The organism is Microbacterium sp. X-17, assembly GCF_039615055.1.
Map to the genome: position 1 here is coordinate 21323 of NZ_JBDHNI010000012.1, position 21216 is coordinate 42538.

Annotated in this window: 25 protein-coding genes; 19 read left to right on the forward strand and 6 right to left on the reverse strand. The window is 71.9% G+C overall.

Annotated elements, in window-relative coordinates; all coding sequences use genetic code 11:
• Nucleotides 1-2: 2 nt before the first annotated feature.
• Genes ABCS02_RS33675 through ABCS02_RS33685 form a run of 3 tightly spaced genes read right to left on the reverse strand, consistent with a single transcriptional unit; the run spans nt 3 to nt 2197 of the window.
• Nucleotides 3-635: a response regulator transcription factor gene (locus ABCS02_RS33675; RefSeq protein WP_345840087.1), complete on the reverse strand. Its 633-nt coding sequence runs from the start codon at nt 633-635 to the stop codon at nt 3-5.
• Nucleotides 632-1747: a sensor histidine kinase gene (locus ABCS02_RS33680; protein ID WP_345840088.1), complete on the reverse strand. Its 1116-nt coding sequence runs from the start codon at nt 1745-1747 to the stop codon at nt 632-634. The genes ABCS02_RS33675 and ABCS02_RS33680 overlap by 4 nt, the downstream gene beginning before the upstream one ends.
• Before the next feature lie 9 nt (nt 1748-1756).
• Nucleotides 1757-2197 (reverse strand): hypothetical protein, encoded by a 441-nt coding sequence (locus tag ABCS02_RS33685; protein WP_345840089.1) that lies wholly within the window; start codon nt 2195-2197, stop codon nt 1757-1759.
• Between the two features lie 144 nt (nt 2198-2341).
• On the opposite strand from ABCS02_RS33685, the gene ABCS02_RS33690 reads away from it, so the two are divergent.
• The 3 genes from ABCS02_RS33690 (at nt 2342) to ABCS02_RS33700 (ending at nt 3540) form a co-directional block, all read left to right on the forward strand.
• The gene (locus ABCS02_RS33690) at nt 2342-2605 is read left to right on the forward strand and encodes a type II toxin-antitoxin system Phd/YefM family antitoxin (RefSeq protein WP_345840090.1); all 264 of its coding nucleotides are present in this window, start codon (nt 2342-2344) and stop codon (nt 2603-2605) included.
• Nucleotides 2602-2862, forward strand: a complete 261-nt coding sequence (locus ABCS02_RS33695; protein WP_345840091.1) for a type II toxin-antitoxin system RelE/ParE family toxin — start codon at nt 2602-2604, stop codon at nt 2860-2862. Before ABCS02_RS33690 ends, ABCS02_RS33695 begins: the two co-directional genes overlap by 4 nt.
• An 81-nt stretch (nt 2863-2943) precedes the next feature.
• On the forward strand, nt 2944-3540 hold the full coding sequence (locus ABCS02_RS33700; RefSeq protein WP_345840092.1) for a dihydrofolate reductase family protein: 597 nt from the start codon (nt 2944-2946) through the stop codon (nt 3538-3540).
• Nucleotides 3541-3549: 9 nt separating this feature from the next.
• Here ABCS02_RS33700 and ABCS02_RS33705 read toward each other — a convergent pair whose 3' ends face one another.
• From ABCS02_RS33705 to ABCS02_RS33715, 3 genes are read right to left on the reverse strand one after another with little or no spacing between them, the layout of a single operon-like run.
• Nucleotides 3550-4005 carry an SRPBCC domain-containing protein gene (locus ABCS02_RS33705; RefSeq protein ID WP_345840093.1) on the reverse strand — a complete coding sequence of 152 codons (456 nt, stop codon included), beginning with the start codon at nt 4003-4005 and terminating at the stop codon, nt 3550-3552.
• On the reverse strand, nt 4002-4376 hold the full coding sequence (locus ABCS02_RS33710) for a metalloregulator ArsR/SmtB family transcription factor (RefSeq protein WP_345840094.1): 375 nt from the start codon (nt 4374-4376) through the stop codon (nt 4002-4004). The genes ABCS02_RS33705 and ABCS02_RS33710 overlap by 4 nt, the downstream gene beginning before the upstream one ends.
• 1 nt (nt 4377) lies before the next feature.
• Nucleotides 4378-4755 carry a VOC family protein gene (locus ABCS02_RS33715; protein WP_345840095.1) on the reverse strand — a complete coding sequence of 126 codons (378 nt, stop codon included), beginning with the start codon at nt 4753-4755 and terminating at the stop codon, nt 4378-4380.
• An 82-nt stretch (nt 4756-4837) separates the two neighbouring features.
• On the opposite strand from ABCS02_RS33715, the gene ABCS02_RS33720 reads away from it, so the two are divergent.
• The 16 genes from ABCS02_RS33720 (at nt 4838) to ABCS02_RS33795 (ending at nt 20985) form a co-directional block, all read left to right on the forward strand.
• Nucleotides 4838-5608 carry an IclR family transcriptional regulator gene (locus ABCS02_RS33720; RefSeq protein WP_345840096.1) on the forward strand — a complete coding sequence of 257 codons (771 nt, stop codon included), beginning with the start codon at nt 4838-4840 and terminating at the stop codon, nt 5606-5608.
• Nucleotides 5609-5710: 102 nt separating this feature from the next.
• Nucleotides 5711-6877 carry a 4-hydroxybenzoate 3-monooxygenase gene (locus tag ABCS02_RS33725; RefSeq protein WP_345840097.1) on the forward strand — a complete coding sequence of 389 codons (1167 nt, stop codon included), beginning with the start codon at nt 5711-5713 and terminating at the stop codon, nt 6875-6877.
• A gap of 8 nt (nt 6878-6885) precedes the next feature.
• Complete coding sequence (gene pcaH, locus ABCS02_RS33730; protein WP_345840098.1) at nt 6886-7647, forward strand: protocatechuate 3,4-dioxygenase subunit beta; 762 nt, start codon at nt 6886-6888, stop codon at nt 7645-7647.
• The gene (gene pcaG / locus ABCS02_RS33735) at nt 7640-8203 is read left to right on the forward strand and encodes a protocatechuate 3,4-dioxygenase subunit alpha (protein ID WP_345840099.1); all 564 of its coding nucleotides are present in this window, start codon (nt 7640-7642) and stop codon (nt 8201-8203) included. Before pcaH ends, pcaG begins: the two co-directional genes overlap by 8 nt.
• Nucleotides 8196-9353 carry a lyase family protein gene (locus ABCS02_RS33740; protein WP_345840100.1) on the forward strand — a complete coding sequence of 386 codons (1158 nt, stop codon included), beginning with the start codon at nt 8196-8198 and terminating at the stop codon, nt 9351-9353. Before pcaG ends, ABCS02_RS33740 begins: the two co-directional genes overlap by 8 nt.
• Nucleotides 9353-10531: a 4-carboxymuconolactone decarboxylase gene (gene pcaC / locus ABCS02_RS33745; protein ID WP_345840101.1), complete on the forward strand. Its 1179-nt coding sequence runs from the start codon at nt 9353-9355 to the stop codon at nt 10529-10531. The genes ABCS02_RS33740 and pcaC overlap by 1 nt, the downstream gene beginning before the upstream one ends.
• Nucleotides 10524-11306, forward strand: coding sequence for a CoA transferase subunit A (locus tag ABCS02_RS33750; protein ID WP_345840102.1), 783 nt, complete (start codon nt 10524-10526; stop codon nt 11304-11306). The genes pcaC and ABCS02_RS33750 overlap by 8 nt, the downstream gene beginning before the upstream one ends.
• A 1-nt stretch (nt 11307) precedes the next feature.
• Nucleotides 11308-11976 carry a CoA transferase subunit B gene (locus ABCS02_RS33755; protein ID WP_345840103.1) on the forward strand — a complete coding sequence of 223 codons (669 nt, stop codon included), beginning with the start codon at nt 11308-11310 and terminating at the stop codon, nt 11974-11976.
• On the forward strand, nt 11969-13183 hold the full coding sequence (locus tag ABCS02_RS33760) for an acetyl-CoA C-acetyltransferase (protein ID WP_345840104.1): 1215 nt from the start codon (nt 11969-11971) through the stop codon (nt 13181-13183). Before ABCS02_RS33755 ends, ABCS02_RS33760 begins: the two co-directional genes overlap by 8 nt.
• A 169-nt stretch (nt 13184-13352) precedes the next feature.
• The gene (locus ABCS02_RS33765; protein ID WP_345840105.1) at nt 13353-14120 is read left to right on the forward strand and encodes an ABC transporter ATP-binding protein; all 768 of its coding nucleotides are present in this window, start codon (nt 13353-13355) and stop codon (nt 14118-14120) included.
• Nucleotides 14102-15673, forward strand: coding sequence for a transporter (locus ABCS02_RS33770; RefSeq protein WP_345840106.1), 1572 nt, complete (start codon nt 14102-14104; stop codon nt 15671-15673). The genes ABCS02_RS33765 and ABCS02_RS33770 overlap by 19 nt, the downstream gene beginning before the upstream one ends.
• Before the next feature lie 2 nt (nt 15674-15675).
• Nucleotides 15676-16077: an SRPBCC domain-containing protein gene (locus tag ABCS02_RS33775; protein WP_345840107.1), complete on the forward strand. Its 402-nt coding sequence runs from the start codon at nt 15676-15678 to the stop codon at nt 16075-16077.
• Nucleotides 16078-16098: 21 nt separating this feature from the next.
• Nucleotides 16099-16656, forward strand: coding sequence for a dihydrofolate reductase family protein (locus tag ABCS02_RS33780; RefSeq protein WP_345840108.1), 558 nt, complete (start codon nt 16099-16101; stop codon nt 16654-16656).
• 212 nt (nt 16657-16868) lie between these two features.
• Entirely contained in the window at nt 16869-18599 is a 1731-nt protein-coding gene (locus ABCS02_RS33785; protein WP_345840109.1) for an ABC transporter ATP-binding protein, read from the forward strand.
• A gap of 148 nt (nt 18600-18747) precedes the next feature.
• A complete protein-coding gene (locus ABCS02_RS33790; protein WP_345840157.1) occupies nt 18748-20610 on the forward strand; it encodes an ABC transporter ATP-binding protein in 1863 nt (620 codons plus the stop codon).
• Between the two features lie 78 nt (nt 20611-20688).
• Nucleotides 20689-20985, forward strand: a complete 297-nt coding sequence (locus ABCS02_RS33795; RefSeq protein WP_345840110.1) for a hypothetical protein — start codon at nt 20689-20691, stop codon at nt 20983-20985.
• Nucleotides 20986-21216 lie beyond the last annotated feature (231 nt).

Genomic DNA, 21216 nt, shown 5'->3' on the forward strand with positions numbered 1-21216 from the left:
GCCTACAGCGTCAGCAGCCCGCGCCGGAACCCCTCCGCCACGGCCGCGGCCCGGTCGCCGACGCCGAGCTTGCCGTAGATGCTGAGCAGGTGCGTCTTCACCGTCGCCTCGCTGAGGTGCAGGCGCTCCCCGGCGACGCGGTTCGTCGCGCCGTCGGCGACGAGCGCCAGCACCTCCAGTTCGCGCGGCGACAGCAGGTTCGCCTCCGGTGTCCGCACCCGGCCGACCAGCCGGGACGCGACGGACGGCGCGAGCACCGCGTCTCCGACCGCCGCGGCACGGATCGCGCGCAGGAGGTCCTCCCGCGGCGCGTCCTTGAGGAGGTAGCCGGTCGCGCCGGCCTCGATCGCGGGCAGCACGTCCGAGTCGCCGTCGAAGGTCGTGAGGACCACCACTCGGCACGGCAGGCCGAGCCGGGTCAGCTCGCGGATCGCGGCGACCCCGTCCATGCCGCGCATCCGCAGGTCCATGAGCACGACGTCCGGGAGGAGCGCCCGGGCGAGCCGGACCGCCTCGGCTCCGTCGGACGCCTCGCCCACGACCTCCACAGCCGGGTCGGAGGCCACCATGCCGACGATGCCGTCGCGGACGACGGGATGGTCGTCGACGACCAGCAGGCGCACGGCCGCGCTCACGCGGGCACCTCCGCGCGGATCGCGGTGCCGTGGCCGGGCCGCGACTCCACCACCAGGCCGCCCGCCACCGACTCGATGCGCTCGCGCATCGCGACGAGGCCGTAACCGCCGTCCTCCGCCCGGCCGGGCCCGACCGTCCGCGTGGCCGGGTCGAAACCACGGCCGTCGTCGCGGACCTCCAGCCGGGTTCCGGTGCCGTCCGTCCGGAGTGTCAGCCGCACGCGGTGCGCCCCGGCGTGCCGCTCGACGTTGGCGAGCGCCTCCTGGGCGGTCCGTAGCAGCGCGACCTCCACGTCGGTGGACAGCGCGCTCGCGTCGCCGGTCGTCGTGACGTCGGCCGGGATGCCGGTGCGTTCGGACCAGGTGCGCGCGAGCTGCCCGATCGCCTCCGGGAGTCGCATCGTGTCGAGGGCCGCGGGCCGGAGGGCGCGGACCGAGCGGCGCGCCTCGGCGAGACCGTCGCGGGCGAGAGCGAGGGCGGCGTCGGTGTGCCGCGCTCGGCCGGCGTCGTCCGTCGCCTGCTCCGCCGCCTGCAGCTGGGTCACGATCCCCGCGAAGCCCTGGGCGAGCGTGTCGTGGATCTCGCGCGCGAGGCGTGACCGCTCGACCTCCGTCGCGGTCAGGTTCACCTGGCGCTCGGCGAGCCGCAGCGACCAGGACAGCCCGCACATGGCGACGACGTTGAGCAGCAGGATCCCGGTCATCCCGACGATCCCGGCCAGGTCGAATTCCAGCGAGGAGCTCTGTGCGAGCCCCGCGACGACGGCGGTCGCGCCGACTGCGAGCAGCTCCCGCGGCCACGGCACGATCGAGTACGCGAAGGTGAAGGTGGCGATCGTCAGGAACCCGAACCAGCTCTCCTGGAGCACCAGCGCCAGGTTGAGCGCGATGAGCCCGGTCATGAAGACGGCGACGACGAGCGGCCGCTCGCGGACCCTGCGCGGCAGCCGCCGCATGACGACGATCCACGCCGCCGTCACCGCGGAAAGGACGAGCGTCGGCGCGAGTGCCGCCCAGTCGCCCCACCGCACCCCGAGCGTGAAGGCGACCAGCACCGCCAGCACGACGTACGGCGTGACCGTGAGGACAGTCCTCCAGCGCGAGTCGATCACGTTCAGACCCTACGCGTTCGCCGCTTTCGCGGGGAACAGCGCTCGTGTCCGATGCAGGTTGACGATGATGACGACCGGCAGCACGAGCGCGCCGCACACGGCCTGCTCGACTCGCACCCAGTCCGGCAGGAAACCGGGGATGGACACGATGACGACGATCGCGGCAAGCACGATCGGCGAGACGATCCGCAGCCGAACCAGTGCGTTGTGCGAGCCGCGGGCGGCGGAGGCGGCGAAGACGAGCAGCAGCACGCCGCTCGCGAGCACGAACGAGCCGCGGATCCAGATGGCGATGTCCGCGCCGATGCCGACTGCCGCGAGCACTGCGAGGAAGCCGAGGAGAGCGGCGCTGATCGCGACGAAGCATCCCAGCAGGACGAGCACCGGGCGGAGTGCAGCGCGGCGGGCCGTGGCGAGCGCGGCGGCGGGGGACGTGGTGGTCTCGGTCATGGGTCCAGCCTCGTCGGGAGGCGCAGCGCGCGGATCGACCGAACGGTTGTCCCCGCTCATCGAACGGCTGGTCCAAAAAGGTACAAAAAGTACACAATGCATATAATTGCAACTATGTACGCAGAGATGGGTTAGCATGGCTGCATGGCCCTTCTCGATGCTTCGATCAGCGCGCGCGACCTCCGCCAGGACCTCGCGGCCGTCGTCGGTCGCGCCGAGTTCGGTCACGAGCGGCTCGGGATCACCCGGCACGGCAAGCTCGCCGCCGTCATGATCAGCGTCGAAGACCTCGAACTGCTGGAGCAGCTCGAACTGGAGCGCGACCGCCGCGAGCTCCGCGCCGCCAAGCGCGCCGACACCGGCGAGCGCATCTCGCTCAGCGACCTCCGGGCCGAGTTCGACGGGTGACGTACACCGTCGAGTTCACCGCGGCCTCGGCCCGGGAGCTCCGAAAGCTCGACCCCACGGCACGAAACCGCGTGCTCTCGGCCGTCACCCGGCTCGAGACCGACCCGCGGCCCGGCGGAGCACGCCGGCTCGTCGGGTTCACCGACGCCTGGCGGCTGCGGGTGGGCGACTACCGCGTGCTCTACGAGGTCGTCGACCACACGGTCCTGGTGACCGTCTTCCGCGTGGGGCATCGCCGCAGCGTCTACGCGCACTGATCCGCTCGACGCCCCCTGTTGCCTCCACCCGCCTCGGGGTGTAGACGGGGTACGACACCCTCACCGACAAGGAGGAGCCGCATGTCTTCGATCGTGGTCCAGTCGTTCGTCACCCTCGACGGCGTCGTCCAGGGGCCCGGCGGCCCCGAGGAGGACACGGAGGGAGGTTTCCAGCACGGCGGCTGGCAGTTCGACTACGACGACGACGGCACCGTCGAGGAGTGGGAGAAGCGAACCGAGGCGCTGCTGCTCGGCCGCAGGACGTACGAGCTCTTCGCGGGCTCGTGGGGAGTCTGGCCGGAGGACGCCGAGGGGTTCCAGGGCGAGCTCACCCGGCGCTACAACCGCATCCCCAAGTACGTCGCATCCCGCTCCCTGACGGAGGTCGGCTGGACGAACTCCTACCTGCTCGGCCCGGACGTAGTGGGCGCAGTCGAACGGCTGCGCGGCGAGCCGGGCGGCGAGATCAGGGTCTGGGGCAGCACCGAACTGATCCGCACGCTCGCCGAGCACGACCAGATCGACGAGTACCGGCTGCTGGTGCATCCGCTCGTGCTCGGCGTGGGCAAGAAGCTGTTCGGCGACGGTTTCCCGTACACCCGCTTCGCGCTCGTGGAGTCGCGCTCGACGGCCTCCGGGATCGTGATCAACGTCTACCGCCGCGCGGCGGAGGCCTGAGCGGCCTCCTCACAGCGCGTCGAGCGCCGCCGTCATCCGGCGGAACACGTGCGACCGCCAGCCGCCGTTCATGATCTGGAAGGCGCGCGCCTGGGCGGGGTCGTCGAGGTCGAAGCCGGACTGGGTGAGCAGGAGGCGCGTGCCGTCGCCCTCCGGGACCAGTTCCCAGGTGACGACCGTCTCCAGCGCCGTGCCCGCGCTGGCCCACGACATCCGCAGGCGCCGCCCCGGGTCGACCTCCAGCACCTCGCAGTCCACGAGGCCGGAGAACCCGGTCTGCGGCACCGGCTCGGTGGTGAACGCGAACCGCGTGCCGACGATCGGCGCGAACCCGTCGTGGGGCATCAGCCAGTCGGCGAGGAGGTCGGGCTCGCTCAGCACCCGCCAGACCGTCGCGGGCGGATGGGGGAGGAACTCGTCGAACTCGAAGGTGGCCAGGTGTTCGAAGGCGGTGGGGTCGGTCATGGCTGTTCGCTTTCGTCGGGGATAGGGTCGGCGGTCGCGTCCGCCAGCGCGTCGAGGGTCGCGTGGAGGCGGCGCATCCGCCCGCGCCAGAACCGCTCGTGCGGCGCCAGCCAGTCGCGCAGCTCCGCCCAGGGCTCGGCCGTCAGCGCGTAGAACACCTGCCGCCCGGCGGTCCGCTCGGCCACCAGGCCGGCGTCGCGGAGCGCCCGCAGATGCTCGGACACCGACGGCCGGCTCATCGCGAACCGGGCCGCGATGTCCCCCGCGCTGAGCTCGCCGTCGAGGAGGAGGTCGAGGATGTCGCGCCGGGTGGGGTTCGCGAGCGCGCCGAAGAGGCGGTCGGCCGCCGAGTCCTTCGCGCGGGTCGGCACGTCAGCCCTGCTGGAGGAGCACGAAGCCGTTGCCGTCGGGGTCCGCGAACTGGGACTGCACGCCCCAGCCGACCTGCTCCGGCTCGGTGACCTCCACCGAGGCGGCGCGGAGGGCGGCGACCACTCCCGCGATGTCGTCGGTGTGCAGCACGATGCCGTGCTGCCAGCCCGGGCCGGCCTGACCCGGGAATGGAAGGTGCAGGGTGAAGTCGACGCTGCTGCCCTCCGGGGCGACCGAGAGCCAGCGGGCGCCGCCGTACGCGGCGTCGGCGCGCACCTCGAAGCCGAGCACGTCGCGGTAGAAGGCCAGGGAGCGCTCCTGGTCGGCGACGGGGATGGTGACGGTCTGGATGCGGACGGCGGGGATGGCGGAGGTCATGCGACGAGTATACGTAGGAAAAAACCTACATAACAAGCCGCGGCCGCCGATCGGCCCGCGGCGGCGGTCCTAAGCTGACCGCATGGCCGGTGGAGCTCAGGACGACCGCAGCGTTGCGGAACGCGTCTTCGCGATCGCCGACGCCTTCGAGCGCGGCGACGAGCTGACCCTCAGTGAGATCGCCCGTCGCGCCGGCCTCCCGGTGTCGACCACGCACCGGCTCCTGGCCGAGTGGGTCTCGTGGGGCGGCCTGATCCGCGGGGAGGACGGCCGCTACCGCGTGGGCATCAAGCTCTGGCGGCTGGGGGTCAGGCAGCCGACCGCGCGCCGCCTCAGGCAGGCCGCCCGGCCCTACCTCGACGACCTCCTGGAGTCCACGGGCGAGCACGTCCATCTCGCCGTGCGCGACGGACTGGGCGCCGTCTACCTGGAGCGGTTGTCCGGCCCCGGCGCCGTGCGCGTCATCAGCGATGTCGGGTCGCGGCTCCCGCTCCACGCCACCGGCGTCGGGCTGGTGCTGCTCGCGTACGCGCCGGAGGGCACGCTCGCGGAGGTGCTCGCCGACCACCCGCGCAAGTTCCAGCCCAACACGCTCACCGGCGAGAAGGAGCTGCGCGCACGACTGGCCCGCATCCGCGCGACCGGGGTCTCCCACTCGGTCGAGGAGCTCACGCAGGGCGCATTCTCCGTCGCCGCGCCGGTGCGGGACGCCACGGGCGAGGTCGTGGCCGCGGTCTCGATCATCGCCCACGCGGAGCGGGAGGCCGAGCCGCAGTTCACGCTCGGCGTCCGGATGGCCGCGCGCGGCATCTCCGGGGTCCTCGGGCTCGACTACGAGCAACCGCAGAGGTGATCCTCGGGAGGAATCTCTTCCGCTCAGTGGAAACCGCGGTCAGGCGCCCGAAGGATTCGCCCAGGATGGGACGACCTTCCCACCGAAGCGAAAGGCGGAACTATGCGCACCCAGGTCGCCATCATCGGGGCCGGGCCCGCTGGACTCCTGCTCGGGCACATCCTCCGGAGAGCGGGGGTCGATTTCGTGATCCTCGAGCAGAAGAGCCGGGAGTACGTGCTCGGTCGGGTGCGCGCCGGCGTCCTGGAGCAGGGCTCCGTCGACGTGCTGCGCGACCTCGGACTCGACGCCGACCTCGCAGCTCGCGGGCTGACGCACCACGGCATCTACCTCCAGTACGAGGGCGAGCGCCATCACCTCGACTTCGTCGACCTCATCGGCCGCACCGTCACCGTGTACGGCCAGCAGGCGCTCGTGCGCCACCTGCTCGCCGAGCACGACCGCGTCGGATCCGACGTCCGGTTCGAGGTGGAGGGCGTCGCGCCGCACGCCGTCGACACGGACGCGCCGTACGTCACCATCGGCGGCGACGCCGAGCGCATCGACTGCGACATCGTCGTCGGCGCCGACGGGTACCACGGCGTCTGCCGCCCGGCCATCCCGGGCATCCAGGCCCTGGAGCGCAGCTACCCCTACGCCTGGCTCGGCATCCTCGCCGACGTCGCGCCCTCCACCGACGACCTCATCTACGCCCTGCACCCGGAGGGCTTCGCGATGCACTCGATGCGCTCGCTGGAGGTCTCCCGGCTCTACCTCCAGGTCGACCCGGGCGAGTCGGTCGACGACTGGTCGGACGAGCGGATCTGGGAGGCGCTGCAGACCCGCCTCGGCGTCCCGGGCTGGACGCTGAAGGAGGGGACGATCACCGAGAAGTCGATCACGCCGATGCGCAGCTTCGTTGCCTCCACGCTGGAACACGGCCGTTTGTTCCTCGCCGGCGACGCCGGTCACATCGTCCCGCCGACCGGCGCGAAGGGCCTCAACTCGGCCATCGCCGACGTCGCCCTGCTCGGCCGATCGCTCGCCGCGCACTTCGGCGGCGACGACTCCCTCCTGAAGCGCTACAGCGGCGCCGCTCTCACCCGGCAGTGGAAGGTGCAGCAGTTCTCCCAGTGGATGACGGAGATGCTGCACGTCCACCGGGAGGTCCCCGACGAGGCGGCCCGCGCCTTCCGTTACCGCAGCCAGCTCGGTCAGCTGGAATACACCACCGGATCGCGTCACGCGCAGGCGGCCCTCGCCGAGCAGTACGCGGGCCTCCCCTTCTGAGGTATGCCATGAACGAAGAGCAGAACCAGATCAACGCAGAGATCGCGGCCGCGCACGCGGCTGCGGCGGACGCCGGGCCACTCCCCGCGCACCCGCTGCGCGACTTCGGGCCGTACCGCAGCTCGCGGCTGCGTCACCCCACGCACGAGCTGGTGCGGGCCGACCCGGAGGAGATCGAGCTCGTCTCTCCGGCGTTCGGGCACACCGATGTCGCGGCGGAGGAGAGCGACCTCACCATCCAGCACAGCGGGGAGCCGCTCGGGGAACGCATCATCGTGACCGGTCGCGTGCTCGACGGCGAGGGCCGGCCGGTGCGCAACCAGCTCGTGGAGGTCTGGCAGGCGAACTCGTCCGGTCGCTACGTCCACAAACGTGACCAGCATCCCGCGCCGCTCGACCCCAACTTCACCGGGGTGGGCCGCGCCATCACGGGAGAGGACGGCTCGTACCGGTTCGTCACCATCAAGCCCGGCCCGTATCCGTGGCGGAACCACCGCAACGCCTGGCGGCCGGCGCACATCCACTTCTCGCTGTTCGGGTCGGCGTTCACGCAGCGGCTCGTGACACAGATGTACTTCCCGAGCGACCCGCTGTTCGCGCTCGACCCGATCTACCAGTCGATCGCCGACCCGGCCGCGCGCGAGCGGCTGATCGCCACGTACGATCACGACGTGAGCGAGCCGGAGTGGGCGCTCGGCTACCGGTGGGACATCGTCCTCACCGGCGGCAAGGCGACCTGGATGGAGCCGGAGGAGGGCGACCATGCCTGAGACGAACGAGCAGTACCTGCAGACCCCGTCGCAGACGGTCGGGCCGTTCTTCGGCTACGCGCTGCCGTACGAGGGCGGCCCGGAGGTCGCGCCGCCGTGGCGGGACGGCGCGATCCGCCTGCACGGCACCGTCCTGGACGGCGACGGCGAGCCGGTCCCCGACGCGATCCTCGAAGTCTGGGGCGCCGACGCCGACGGCGCGCCGATCTCCCGGCAGGGCAGCCTCCAGCGCGACGGGTACACCGTCACCGGCTTCGGGCGTGCCGCCGTCGACCGGGCCGGCCACTACTCGTTCACGACCGTCCGGCCTGGCGCGCCCGCCCCGGGCCGTGCCCCGTACCTGCTGGTGACCGTGTTCGCGCGCGGTCTCCTGCACCACCTCTTCACGCGCGCCTACCTCGAAGACGGCGACCCGTTCCTGGCCTCCGTGCCTCAGGAGCGGCGGACCACGCTGCTCGCCACCCCGGACGGCGAGAACAGCTACCGCTTCGACATCCGCCTCCAGGGCGAGGGCGAGACCGTCTTCCTCGACTTCGTGGGGGACGGGCGTGGCTGAGCCCTTCGACTGGGGTCTCCTCGAACCGGCCGGTGCAGTGGGTGTTCCGGCCGCAGACGATCACGTGCTGGCCGCCATGATCGCGGTCGAGGAGGCCCTGGTCGGAGTCTGGGACGAGCTCGACGGCTCGTCCGCCGGGCCCGGATACGAGCCGCTCGGGTTCGACGCCGCCGCGATCGACCCGGCGCGGCTGGCGGCGGGCGCGCGCGAGGCCGGAGTGCCCGTCATCGCGCTCGTCGAGCAGCTCCGCGCGCAGGCGGGCGCGCACGCGGGCCGGGTGCATCGCGGGGCGACCAGCCAGGACATCGTGGACTCCGCGCTCGTGCTGGTGTCCCGCGAGTCCCTGTCGCGCGCGCGGGACGCCCTCGCGGCCGCGGCAGCGGAGCTCGCGGAGCGTGCCGTCCGCTCACGCGCGACGCCGCTGCTGGCGCGCACTCTGACGCAGGAGGCCGAGCCGACGACGCTCGGCGCGTCCCTGGCCTCCTGGCTCGACGCCGTGGTGTCGGCGCGGGAGGTCGTCGACCGGCTCGACTTCCCCGTCCAGCTCGGCGGCGCCGTGGGTACGGGAGCGGCGTTCGCGCGCCTCGCGAGCCGCGCCGACGCCCCGCAGGCCCTCCGCGCCGGGCTCGCGTCCCGCCTCGGGCTGAGCGACCCGGGCCGGTCCTGGCACACGGACCGCGGCCCGGTGCTGGCGATCGCGGACGCCGCGGCGCGGGTCGCCGCAGTGGCCGGCCGGATCGGCCGCGACCTCGGCCTGGCGGCGCGGGACGGCGTGCTCCTCCCCGCCACCGGCGGCGGCTCGTCCGCGATGCCGCACAAGCACAACCCGGTCGACGCCGTCCTGCTCACCGCGAACGGCCTCCGCGCCCCCGGCCTCCTCGCCACCGTCCACACCGCGGCGCTCAGCTACGACGCGCGGCCGGCGGGGGAGTGGCACGCCGAATGGCAGGCCTGGCGCGGGCTGCTGCGCGTCGCGGTCGAGAGTGCGGAGGTGCTCGCGCACGCGGTCGCCGACCTGGTGGTGGCGGACGTCACGACGAGTGCGGCCTCGTCTTCCGACGCGGCCGACCTGGCCTCCGCGGGCGCCGTCGTGGACGCCGCCGTCGCCCGCTACCGTGCCCATGCCGAACCCGACCGAGAGGCGCACTGATGACCATCCCGCGACTGCGCGGCTCGATGACCGCGGCCTCCCCGTCCGCCGCGGCGCCGCGCCTCCTGGTGCTGCTGCCCTCCCTCGGCACGACCGCCGAACTGTGGGACGGCGTCGTCGCTCGGCTGTCCGCCACCCCGGACTCCCCGCGGATCCTGCGCGTCGACCTTCCCGGTCACGGCGCGTCGCCCGCCGCGCGCGCGCCGTTCACGATCTCCGAGGTCGCCGCGGCGGTGCTGGCTCTCGTGGACGAGGTCGGCGGCGGCGCGTTCGACATCGCAGGCGACTCGCTCGGCGGAGCTGTCGCACTGGAGGTCGCGCTCGCCGCACCGGGGCGCGTGCGCAGCCTGGCGATGTTCTGCTCCGGCGCGCGCATCGGCACGACGGAGGGCTGGGCCGACCGCGCCGCGCAGGTGCGCGCCTCCGGCACAGCGTCCGTGGTCGCGGGGAGCGCGCAGCGCTGGTTCGCGCCGGGATACCTGGCCGCGCATCCCGACGGCCCGGGCGGCCACGCGCTGAAGACCCTGCTCGATGTCGATGACGAGTCGTACGCGCTGTGCTGCGAGGCGCTCGGCGGGTTCGACCGCCGCAACGCCCTCCCCGGCCTCCACGCGCCGTCGCTCCTCGTCGCCGGTGCGCACGACCAGGTGACCACGTCGGCGCTCATGGCAGAGGACGCCGCGGCGCTCCCGGACGCGCGTTTCGTGGAGCTGGCGCACGCGGCGCACCTCGTCCCGTTGGAGGACCCCGCCGAGACCGCTGCCCTGCTGGCGGCGCTGCTCGCGGGCCGCGACATCGACGCCGCGGCGGCCTTCGAGCGCGGCATGGCCGTCCGGAGGGCCGTGCTGGGCGACGCCCATGTCGATCGCGCCACGGCGGCGATCACCCCGGAGACTGCGGACTTCCAGGACTTCATCACCCGCTACGCGTGGGGCGAGGTCTGGGCCCGGCCGCAGCTCACCCGGCCGGAGCGGTCGATCGCAACCCTCGCCAGCCTGGTCACCGGGGGTCACGAGAACGAGCTGCGGATGCACGTGCGCGCCGCCCTGCGCAACGGCCTGACCCGCACGCAGATCGCTGAGGTGATCCACCACACGGCGCTGTATGCGGGGCTGCCCGCGGCCAATGGCGCGCTGGCGATCATGCGCGAAGTATTCACGGAGGAGACTGATGGATAAGACCTATGCGTCGGCCGCCGAGGCCGTCGCCGACATCCCGGACGGCGCCTCGCTCGCGGTCGGAGGGTTCGGCCTGTCCGGCGTGCCGATCGTGACGATCCGCGCGCTGCTCGCCCGCGGTGTCGGCGGCCTGGAGGTCGTGTCGAACAACTGCGGCGTGGACGGCTGGGGCCTGGGCGAGCTGCTGGCCGCCGGCCGCATCCGCCGCGTGATCGCCAGCTACATCGGCGAGAACAAGGAGTTCGCCCGCCAGTACCTCGGCGGCGAGGTGGAGGTCGAGCTCACCCCGCAGGGCACGCTGGCCGAGCGCCTGCGCGCGGGCGGCGTCGGCATCCCGGCCTTCTACACGGCGACCGGCGCCGGAACCGCGGTCTCGGACGGCGGCATGCCGATCCGTTACGCCTCCGACGGGTCGGTGGCGGAGGAGAGCGCGCCCAAGGAACTGCGCCCGTTCGACGTGTTCGGCCGCAGCCGCGAGTACGTCCTGGAGACCGCGATCCGCACCGACTTCGGGCTGGTGCGCGCGGCGGTCGGCGACCGGCACGGCAACCTGCGCTTCGAGAAGTCGACCCGCAACTTCAACCCGCTGGCGGGCATGGCCGGCCGCATCACCATCGCCGAGGTGGACGAGCTGGTCGAGCCGGGCGTGCTCGGCCCGGACGACATCCACCTGCCCGGCATCTACGTGGACCGCGTGATCGCGCTGACCGCCGAGCAGTCGGCGGACCTCCCGATCGAGAAGGTCACCGTCCGTGCCCGACCGGAAGGGAACTGACATGCCGCGCACGCGCGACGAGATGGCCGCCCGCGCCGCCCTCGAACTGGAGGACGGCTCGTACGTGAACCTGGGCATCGGACTCCCGACGCTCATCCCGAACCACCTGCCGGAGGGCGTGCACGTCGTACTGCATTCCGAGAACGGCATATTGGGCGTCGGGCCCTACCCGTGGGACGGGGAGCAGGACCCGAAGCTGATCAACGCGGGCAAGGAGACGGTCACCGTCCTGCCCGGCGCGAGCTACTTCGACTCGGCCGCGAGCTTCGGGATGATCCGTGGCGGCCGCATCGCCACCGCCGTCCTCGGCGCCATGCAGGTCTCGGCCTCCGGCGACATCGCCAACTGGGCCGTCCCGGGCAAGATGGTGAAGGGGATGGGCGGGGCCATGGACCTCGTCAACGGCGCCGAGCGCGTCATCGTGGTCATGGAGCACGTCGCCAAGGACGGCTCGGCCAAGCTGGTCGAGCAGTGCACGCTCCCGCTGACAGGGCGCGGCTGCGTGGACCGGATCATCACCGACCTCGCCGTGATCGACGTGACCGACGACGGTCTGGTGCTGCAGGAGGTCGCGCCGGGCGTGACCGTGGACGACGTGGTGGCCGCCACGGGCGCCCCGCTGACCATCCCAGCAGCCGTGACCGCGGGGACGGAGGCGGCGCATGCCTGAGCTGCGCGAGGTCGTCATCTGCTCGCCGCTGCGCACGCCCGTCGGCCGGATGGGCGGCGCGCTCGCCCCGGTCTCGGCGCTGTGGCTCGCCGAGACCGTGCTGCGCGCCCTCCTCGACCGCACCGGGCTCGACCCGGCCGCGGTGGAGGGCGTGATCGGCTCGCAGGGCTATCCCACGATGGAGGCGCCCGCCTTCGGTCGCGTCGCCGCCCTCAACGCGGGCTTCCCGGTCACGACGACCGGCTACCAGCTCGACCGGCGCTGCGGCTCCGGCCTCCAGGCCGTGATCAACGCGGCGATGGAGGTACAGACCGGCGCGAGCGACGTGCTGGTCGCGCTCGGGGCAGAGTCGATGTCGAACGCTCCTCTCTATACGGAGCAGAGTCGCCGCGGACTCCCGCCCGGCGGTCTCATGCTGCACGACGCTCTCGCGCGCGGCCGCGAGACGGTGGGCGGCCGCAACTTCCCGACGCCGGAGGGCAACGTCGGCTCGGCGGAGACGCTGCGCCGCGAGTACGGCATCCCGCGTGACGCGCAGGATGAGCTGGCCTTGCGCTCGCATCAGCGCGCGGTCGCCGCGCAGGAGTCGGGCGCGTTCGACGCCGAGCTGGTGCCCGTGACCGTGCCGGGACGCAAGGGCGACGTCGTGGTCGACCGCGACGAGCACCCGCGCGCCGACACGACCTTGGAGGCGCTGGCCGGCCTCCGCCCGATCCTCGGTCGCGGGGACCCGGCGGCGACCGTCACCGCGGGCAACTCCAGCGGCCAGAACGACGCGGCCGCGGGCGCGATCGTCACGACGCCCGAGCGCGCCGCCGCTCTGGGGCTGGTGCCGGTGCTGCGGCTGCGGTCCTGGGCGGTCGCGGGCAACGACCCCGCGGTGTTCGGAGTCGCTCCCGTCCCCGCGGCGAACCGCGCACTGGAACGCGCCGGCGTCACCTGGGGCGACATCGACGTGATCGAGCTCAACGAAGCGTTCGCGGTGCAGGTGCTCGCGTGCCTGGCCGACTGGGGGATCGACGCGGAGGACCCGCGGCTCAACCCGCGCGGCAGCGGAATCTCCATCGGCCACCCCATCGGCGCCACCGGGCTCCGGATGCTGGCGACGCTCGCCCACGAGCTCCCGGCCCTCGACGGCACGCTCGCGGTCGAGACCATGTGCATCGGCGGAGGCCAGGGCCTCGCCGCTGTGTTCGAGCGGGTCTGACCCCCAGCCGAAGGGCACGTAAACGCCCTTAAAGCGCACTTTTAGGGGCGTTTACGTGCCCTTCGGCGTCAGGATGGTGCCCCTCGACGGGGGCGATGTGTGCGCGGTGCGCTGCGCGTAGGGTGAGGTGGGCGTGTCGGACGGATTCCGGCGGCGCAGGGGAGGTGCGATGACGCAGGACGATGCGGTCGCGGTGGCGATCCGTGGTCTGCACAAGCGGTTCGGGGCGAAGGCGGCGGTCGACGGGATCGACCTCGACGTGCCTTCCGGCAGCTTCTACGGGCTGGTCGGCCCGAACGGCGCGGGCAAGACCACGACGCTCAACATGGTCACCGGCCTGCTGCGTCCCGACGCCGGCCAGGTGCTCATCCACGGCACCGACATGTGGCGCGACCCGCTGGCCGGCAAGGCGCTGGTCGGGGTCCTCTCCGACGGCGTCCGGCTGTTCGACCGGCTCACCGGCGAGCAGCTGGTCGAGTACGCCGGCCTCCTGAGCGGCATGGACCGGCCCACGGCGATCGAGCGCACCCACGACCTCCTGAACCTCCTCGACCTCGCGTCCGCCGGCGGGACCCTCGTGGTCGACTACTCGGCCGGTATGACGAAGAAGATCGCGCTGGCTGCCGCGATGGTGCACGCGCCGCGCGTCCTCGTGCTGGACGAGCCGTTCGAGTCCGTCGACCCGGTGTCCGCGGCGAACATCCGCGACATCCTGCACGGCTACGTCCGGAGCGGCGGAACCGTCATCGTCTCGTCGCACGTCATGGACCTGGTGGAGCGGATGTGCGACCACGTCGCCGTGATCAACGGGGGCCGCGTGCTCGTCGCCGGCACCGTGGACGAGGTGCGCGCGGGCTCCACGCTGGAGGACCGCTTCGTGGAGCTGGTCGGCGGTCGGCGCGTCGGGGAGGGGCCGGAGTGGTTGCGACACTCGTAAGGCTGCGCCTGCTCGTCCTCCGCAACTCCTTCCGCCGCAGCACCTCGCAGCTGGTCGCCGTCATCCTGGGCGGCGTGTACGCGCTCATCGCGCTCGTCGTCGTCCTCGGCGGCCTCGTGCTGCTGGGGTTCGCGCCGGTCGAGCTGGTCCGCACGGTGGTCGTCATCGGCGGCTCGGCCGCCGTGCTCGGCTGGGCGGTCTTCCCGCTGCTGCTGTCCGGCATCGAGCAGACCCTCGACCCCGCCAAGCTCGCCGTCTACCCGATCCCGTTGCGCCCGCTCATGCTCGGGATGCTGCTGAGCGCGGTCGTCGGCGTCGCGGGGGCGGCGACCACGCTCGCGTCGCTGGCGACCTCGCTGAGCTGGCTCCGGCTCCCGGGCGTCGCGGTGGTCGCCCTCGTGACGGGCGCGCTCGGGGCCGCGACCTGCGTCGTCGTGTCGCGGGCCATCACCTCGGTGTCGAGCGGGCTGTCCGGCGGCCGGCGCTTCCGGGAGGCCAGCGGGCTGCTCATCCTCATCCCGCTCATCCTCGCCGGGCCGATCGTCATCGGCATCACGCGCGGCCTCCGCTCGTCGTCCGACGCGCTGCCCGCCGTCGCGGACGGACTGTCCTGGTCGCCGCTCGGCGCCGTCTGGGCGGTGCCGTCGCAGCTCGCGCTGGGCGACCCGCTCGGCGCGCTGGCGCGGTTCCTGATCGCGGTCGCGACCTTCATCGTGCTGTGGCTGGTGTGGCGCTGGGGACTCGCCCGGTCGCTGACGACCCCGGCTCGCGCGTCGTCGCGCGTCAGGGCCCAGGGCAAGCTCGGCTGGTTCGGCATCCTGCCCGGCACGCAGTCGGGAGCGATCGCGGCCCGCTGCCTGACGTACTGGTTCCGAGACCCGCGCTATCTGCGGCAGCTCCTCGTGATCCCGCTGATGCCGGTGCTGTTCTGGTTCTACTCCAGCCTCAACCACTCGTCGGCGCTGCCGCTGATCGGGGCTCCTGTCGTGGCGTTCTCGCTCGGCATCGGGATGATCGCCGACGTCTCGTACGACTCCACCGCATTCGCGCTGCACGTCGCGAAGGCCGTCCCCGGTCGCGCGGACCGCTGGGGCCGGGCGGCGGCGCTGCTCTCGTTCGCCGTGCCGGCGATCGTGCTCATCTCGCTCTTCGGCGCGGCGGTCGGCGACACGTGGCACATCCTCCCGGGCCTGATCGGCCTCTCGCTCGGCATCCTGCTCACCGGGGCGGCGGTGTGCGCGGTGACCTCGGCGCGGCTGGTGTTCCCGGTGCCGGAGCCGGGCGACAACCCGTTCCGGTCGCGGCCGGGCGCCAACATCTCGCTGCTCGGCCCGACCTTCGCCGCGTGGGGCGTGATCGCGGCCCTGTGCCTGCCCGAGATCATCCTGTTCATCGTCGGGCTGGTGACCGGCGACGCGCTCTGGCTCTGGGCCGCGCTGGTCGTCGGCGTGGCGCTGGGCGGCGTGCTGGTGGGCGTCGGCGTGCGGATCGGCGGCAACATCCTCGACGCCAGGGCGCCGGAGCTCCTGCTGCAACTGCGGAAGGACGGGTGATCGTGGCCGGCCTCACCGTCGAGCGGGTCGTCCAGGCGCCTCCCGAGCGGGTCTGGCGCTCGTTCGCCGACCCCGTCGAGCTCTCAGCGTGGTTCTGGCCGCCACGGCTGCAACCGCAGGCGCGCATCGACGCGACGGCGGGAGGCGCGCTGCGCATCCGCTCGGACGTCGCCGACCTCGGGATCACCGGAACCGTGACCGCGGCCGAGGAGGGCAGGCTGCTCTCCACGACCTGGCGCTGGGACGGCGAGGACGACGAGACGGCCGTCACGATCGAGCTCGCACCGGAGGCGGACGGCACCCGCGTCACCGTCCGCCACGACGGCTTCGCCACCGAGCACGCCGTCCAGGAGCACGTCACCGGATGGAACGACTGTCTCGACCGGCTGGTGGCGACGGCCTGAGGCGCCCCCTAAGCTGGCCGCATGGGCAGCATCGCAGTGCACGAGTTCGTCTCCCTCGACGGCGTCTTCGAAGACCCGAGCTGGACCGCCGAGTACGGGCTCGACTCCGAGATGGGCGACGACCTCGCGCGCATCACGGGCGCGTCGGAGCGCATCCTCCTCGGGCGCCGCACGTTCGAGATGTTCGCCCCGGCCTGGTCCGCCCGCACGTCCGCCGACGACCCGGGGGCGCCCTTCTTCAACGACACCGAGAAGCTCGTCGTCAGCTCGACGCTCGATGACGCGGCGGCGGAGGCGACCTGGGCCAACTCGCGGTCGCTCGGCGGCTACGACGCCGACAGGGTGCGGGAGGCCAAGGACAGCGTGAGCGGCAGCCTCTACATCAGCGGCAGCGGCTCGCTGGTCCGCGCGCTGATCGCGGACGGACTGGTCGACGCCCTCCACCTCTTCGTGTACCCGATCGTCCGTGGCACGGGCGCGCGGCTGTTCCCGGAGGGCACGCCCGAGGCGAAGCTGCGGCTGCGGCAGTACGACGCCTACGCGAACGGTGTCCTCCACCTCCTCTACTCTCCGGCCTGATATCCACAGATCTCGAATGCGGTCACAAGCTGACCGCTGTGCCGGATAGCGTCATATCCGACGGTGAACAGCGTCTCCTCACGGGGGCGGATGTCGCCGGTCCGCGCTAGCGTTAGGTGCTGTACGGGGTCATCGCACAGCGCCCTGTGTCGGCGGGGGCCGACGGCGCGTGCGCCCGACATCACACCACCAGAGCAGAACCAGGAATCACCGTGACTCTTCTTCGATTGGCGCTGCGGTTCATCCGCCCGTACTGGGGCGCGGTCGCGGCCGTGGTCGTGCTGCAGCTCATCGCGACCATCGCCGCCCTCTACCTGCCCACGCTCAACGCCGACATCATCGACAAGGGCGTCGTCAAGGGCGACACCGACTTCATCTGGTCGACCGGCGGCATGATGCTCATGGTCTGCTTCGTGCAGGTCGCCGCGGCGATCACGGCGACGTACTTCGGTGCGCGCTCCTCGATGTCGCTGGGCCGCGACATCCGCCGTTCCTTCTACCGCAAGGTCGACTCGCTCCCGGCGCTCGACCTCGCGCGCTGGGGCATGCCGACCCTCATCACGCGCAACACCAACGACGTGCAGCAGGTGCAGATGCTCGTGCTGATGACGCTCAACTTCATGGTGTCGACGCCGATCATGTGCGTGGCGGGCATCGTCCTGGCCGTGCGGGTGGACGCCGGGCTCTCCTGGCTCGTCTGGGTGTCCGTCGCCGTGCTGTTCGTGGTGGTCGGCATCCTGGTCTGGCTGCTGCTGCCGATGTTCCGCGTGATGCAGGAGCGCATCGACGGCGTCAACGGGGTCATCCGCGAGCAGATCGTCGGCATCCGCGTCATCCGCGCGTTCGTCCGCGAGAAGTTCGAGACGGCGCGCTACGACGACGCGAACTCCGCGCTCACCCGCATCTCGGTCAAGGTCGGCAACGTGTTCGTGCTGATGTTCCCGCTCATCATGCTCATCCTGAACGCCGCGACGGTCGCCGTGCTGTGGTTCGGCGGCCACCGGGTCGGCGCGGGCGACATCCAGGTCGGGGCGCTCACGGCGTTCCTGCAGTACCTGCTGCAGATCCTGGTCGCGGTGATGATGGGCGTGTTCATGGCCATGATGATCCCGCGCGCGATGGTCTGCGCGGAGCGCATCGACGAGGTGCTGAGCGCGGCGCCGTCCACCGGCGCCGGCGCAGGCTCCGGCCGCGTCCCCGCCGACGGCCGCGTGGAGGTTGCCGGAGTCACCTTCGGCTACCCCGGCGCCGAGAAGCCCGTGCTGAGCGACGTCGCCTTCACCGCGGAGCCCGGACAGGTGACCGCGATCGTCGGCTCCACCGGATCGGGCAAGTCGACCCTGGTCTCGGTCATCGCCGACCTGTTCACCCCGCAGAGCGGGGAGGTGCGCATCGGCGGCGTCCCGGTCGACTCGCTGAGCCGGGAGCAGCTCTCGGGCGTGCTCGGCCTGGTGCCGCAGAAGCCGTACCTCTTCTCCGGAACGGTCGCCAGCAACCTGCGGTTCGGCCGGCCGGACGCCACGGACGACGAGCTCTGGGAGGCGCTGCGCGTCGCCCAGGCCGAGGACTTCGTGCGCGCCAAGGAGCACGGCCTCGATGAGCGCATCGCCCAGGGCGGCACCAACGTCTCCGGCGGTCAGCGTCAGCGGCTCTGCATCGCCCGCGCGTTGGTGGCGGAGCCCAAGGTCCTGCTGTTCGACGACTCGTTCTCGGCGCTCGACGTCGCGACCGACGCCCGCCTGCGGAGCGCCCTGGCGCAGTCCACGGGCGACGCCACCGTCATCGTGGTGGCGCAGCGCGTCTCCACCATCCGGGAGGCCGATCAGATCATCGTGCTCGACGACGGCAGAGTCGTCGGACGCGGCACCCACGACGAACTGCTGGAGACGAGCGAGACGTATCGCGAGATCGTCGAGTCCCAGCTGAGCCTGGAGGTGGCCTGAGATGGCGCGCCAGAAGAAGAACCGCACCACCGATGGTCGCACTGGCGCCGCGGAGCAGGACGGCATCCTCACCGAGGCCGGCGTCGAGACGGCCATCGAGGAGCTCGAGCTCGAGTACGAGTACGAGCCCACCGAGGGCGACGGCGACATGTTCGGCGGCACGCCCGCCAAGAAGGCCGAGCACTTCTGGCCGTCGTTCAAGCGGCTGATGGGGCTGCTCAAGCCCGAGTGGCTCGCCATGACGTTCGTGACCCTGCTGGTCGTCGTCTCGGTGGCGCTCATCGTGATCGCCCCGAAGATCCTCGGTAACGCCACGGACGTGATCTTCAAGGGCGCTGTCGGGACGATCACGGCGACCGGACTGGTGCCGGGTCACGGGATCGACTTCGTGGAGCTCGGCCGGCTGCTCACGATCGTGCTCGCGATGTACGTCGCCGCGTCGCTCCTGCAGTGGTGGCAGGGCTACCTGCTGAACGCGCTCGTGATGCGGGTGATCTACCGCCTGCGCGCCGACGTGGAGAGCAAGCTCAACCGCCTGCCGCTCAGCTACTTCGACACCCGGCAGCGCGGCGACCTGATGTCGCGCGTGACCAACGACGTCGACAACATCCAGACGGCGTTGCAGCAGGCGTTCTCGCAGCTCATCCAGTCGGTGCTGACGGTGATCGGCATCGGCATCATGATGTTCATCGTCTCGTGGCAGCTCGCGCTCATCGCGCTCATCTCGATCCCGCTGTCCGGGGTGATCGCCGGGGTGATCGGCACCCGGTCGCAGAAGCTGTTCAAGCAGCAGTGGAGCTCGACCGGCGCGCTCAACGGGCACATCGAGGAGTCGTACTCCGGGCTCGACCTGGTGCGCGCTTTCGGTCGCGACGCGGTAATGCTCGAGGAGTTCGACCAGCGCAACGACAAGCTATGGAAGTCGACGGTCGGCGCCCAGTTCGTGTCCGGCATGATCATGCCGGCCATGAACTTCGTCTCGTACCTGTCGTACGTGCTGATCGCGGTCGTCGGCGGCCTCCGTGTCGCCTCCGGTCAGATGACCATCGGCGACGCGACCGCGTTCATCCAGTACTCGCGGGAGTTCTCGCAGCCGATCGGCCAGATCGCGGGCATGGCGAACATGCTCCAGTCCGGTGTCGCCTCGGCGGAGCGCACGTTCGAGTTCCTCGACGCCCAGGAGCAGTCGGCCGACGTCGAGACGCAGCACCTGCCCGAGCGCGCCGATGGCCGCGTCGAGCTCGATGGCGTGGACTTCTCGTACGACCCCGAGACCGAGCTGATCCGCGACCTGTCGCTCTCGGTCGCGCCCGGCCACACGGTCGCGATCGTCGGTCCGACCGGCGCGGGCAAGACCACGCTGGTCAACCTGATCATGCGGTTCTACGAGCTGAACGGCGGCACCATCCGCCTGGACGGCATCGACACGACGGACCTGTCCCGCGCCGAGCTGCGCGGCCAGGTCGGCATGGTGCTGCAGGACGCGTGGCTGTTCTCCGGCACGATCCGCGAGAACATCCGCTACGGCCGGCTCGACGCGACGGACGAGGAGGTCGTGGCTGCGGCCAAGGCGACGATGGTCGACCGGTTCGTCCGCCAGCTCCCGGACGGGTACGACACGAAGATCGAGGCGGACGGCAGCAACGTGTCCGCCGGCGAGCGCCAGCTGCTCACGATCGCGCGGGCGTTCATCGCGAACCCGTCGCTGCTCATCCTCGACGAGGCCACCTCGTCGGTGGACACCCGCACCGAGCTGCTGGTGCAGCACGCGATGGCCGCGCTGCGGAGCGACCGCACGTCGTTCGTGATCGCGCACCGCCTCTCCACCATCCGCGACGCGCACACCATCCTGGTGATGGAGCACGGCCGCATCGTGGAGCAGGGCGACCACGCGACCCTCCTCGCGAAGAAGGGCGCGTACTACGACCTGTACATGACCCAGTTCCGGGGCGCCGCCGCCGAGCAAGAGACCGAAGCCGACGCCTCGGCCGAGGAGGTCCCGACCGCGTAGCGGGCGCGTCCCTTACCCCGAATCGTTCGAAATGTGAACGAGTTGAGCCGGTGCGGGAGGCGGTCGTAGAACATCAGTATGACGATCGACTCCCGCGCCGCGCTCCCGCCCGGCCCCACCTACGACTACGGCGGCCACAGCGTGCGGATCATGCCCGAGCCGGAGTCCATCACACGGTGGCGGGTGATGGAGGACGACGGCTACCTCGGGTTGATCGCCACGGCCGATCCGGTCAAGGGCGAGCCGGAGGTCCACTTCGCCGTGCACTTCGCGGGCGAGGAGGACATCCCGCCCATCAAGATCGTCCCGCTGTGGACGACCGCCGTCGAGTTCCTGATCGACGCGGGCGAGCCGCAGCGTCCGCCCGTGACCTGACGCGGCGACGAGGAGTTGGTGTGCGGGCGGTCTCGGGGTTGAGCGGTCCGCCCGCACATCACCAGCAAAACACCGGGGGAAATCCCGGTCGACGCGATTGACAACGGCGAACCGCCGTGCCCGGACGAGTTATGCGCCCGGACACGACTTATGCACAGACGCGACTCGGCCCCGGTGCACGGGGCACCGGGGCCGGGGAGGCGGGCGTCGCGCGGACGCCGGCCTCTGGTC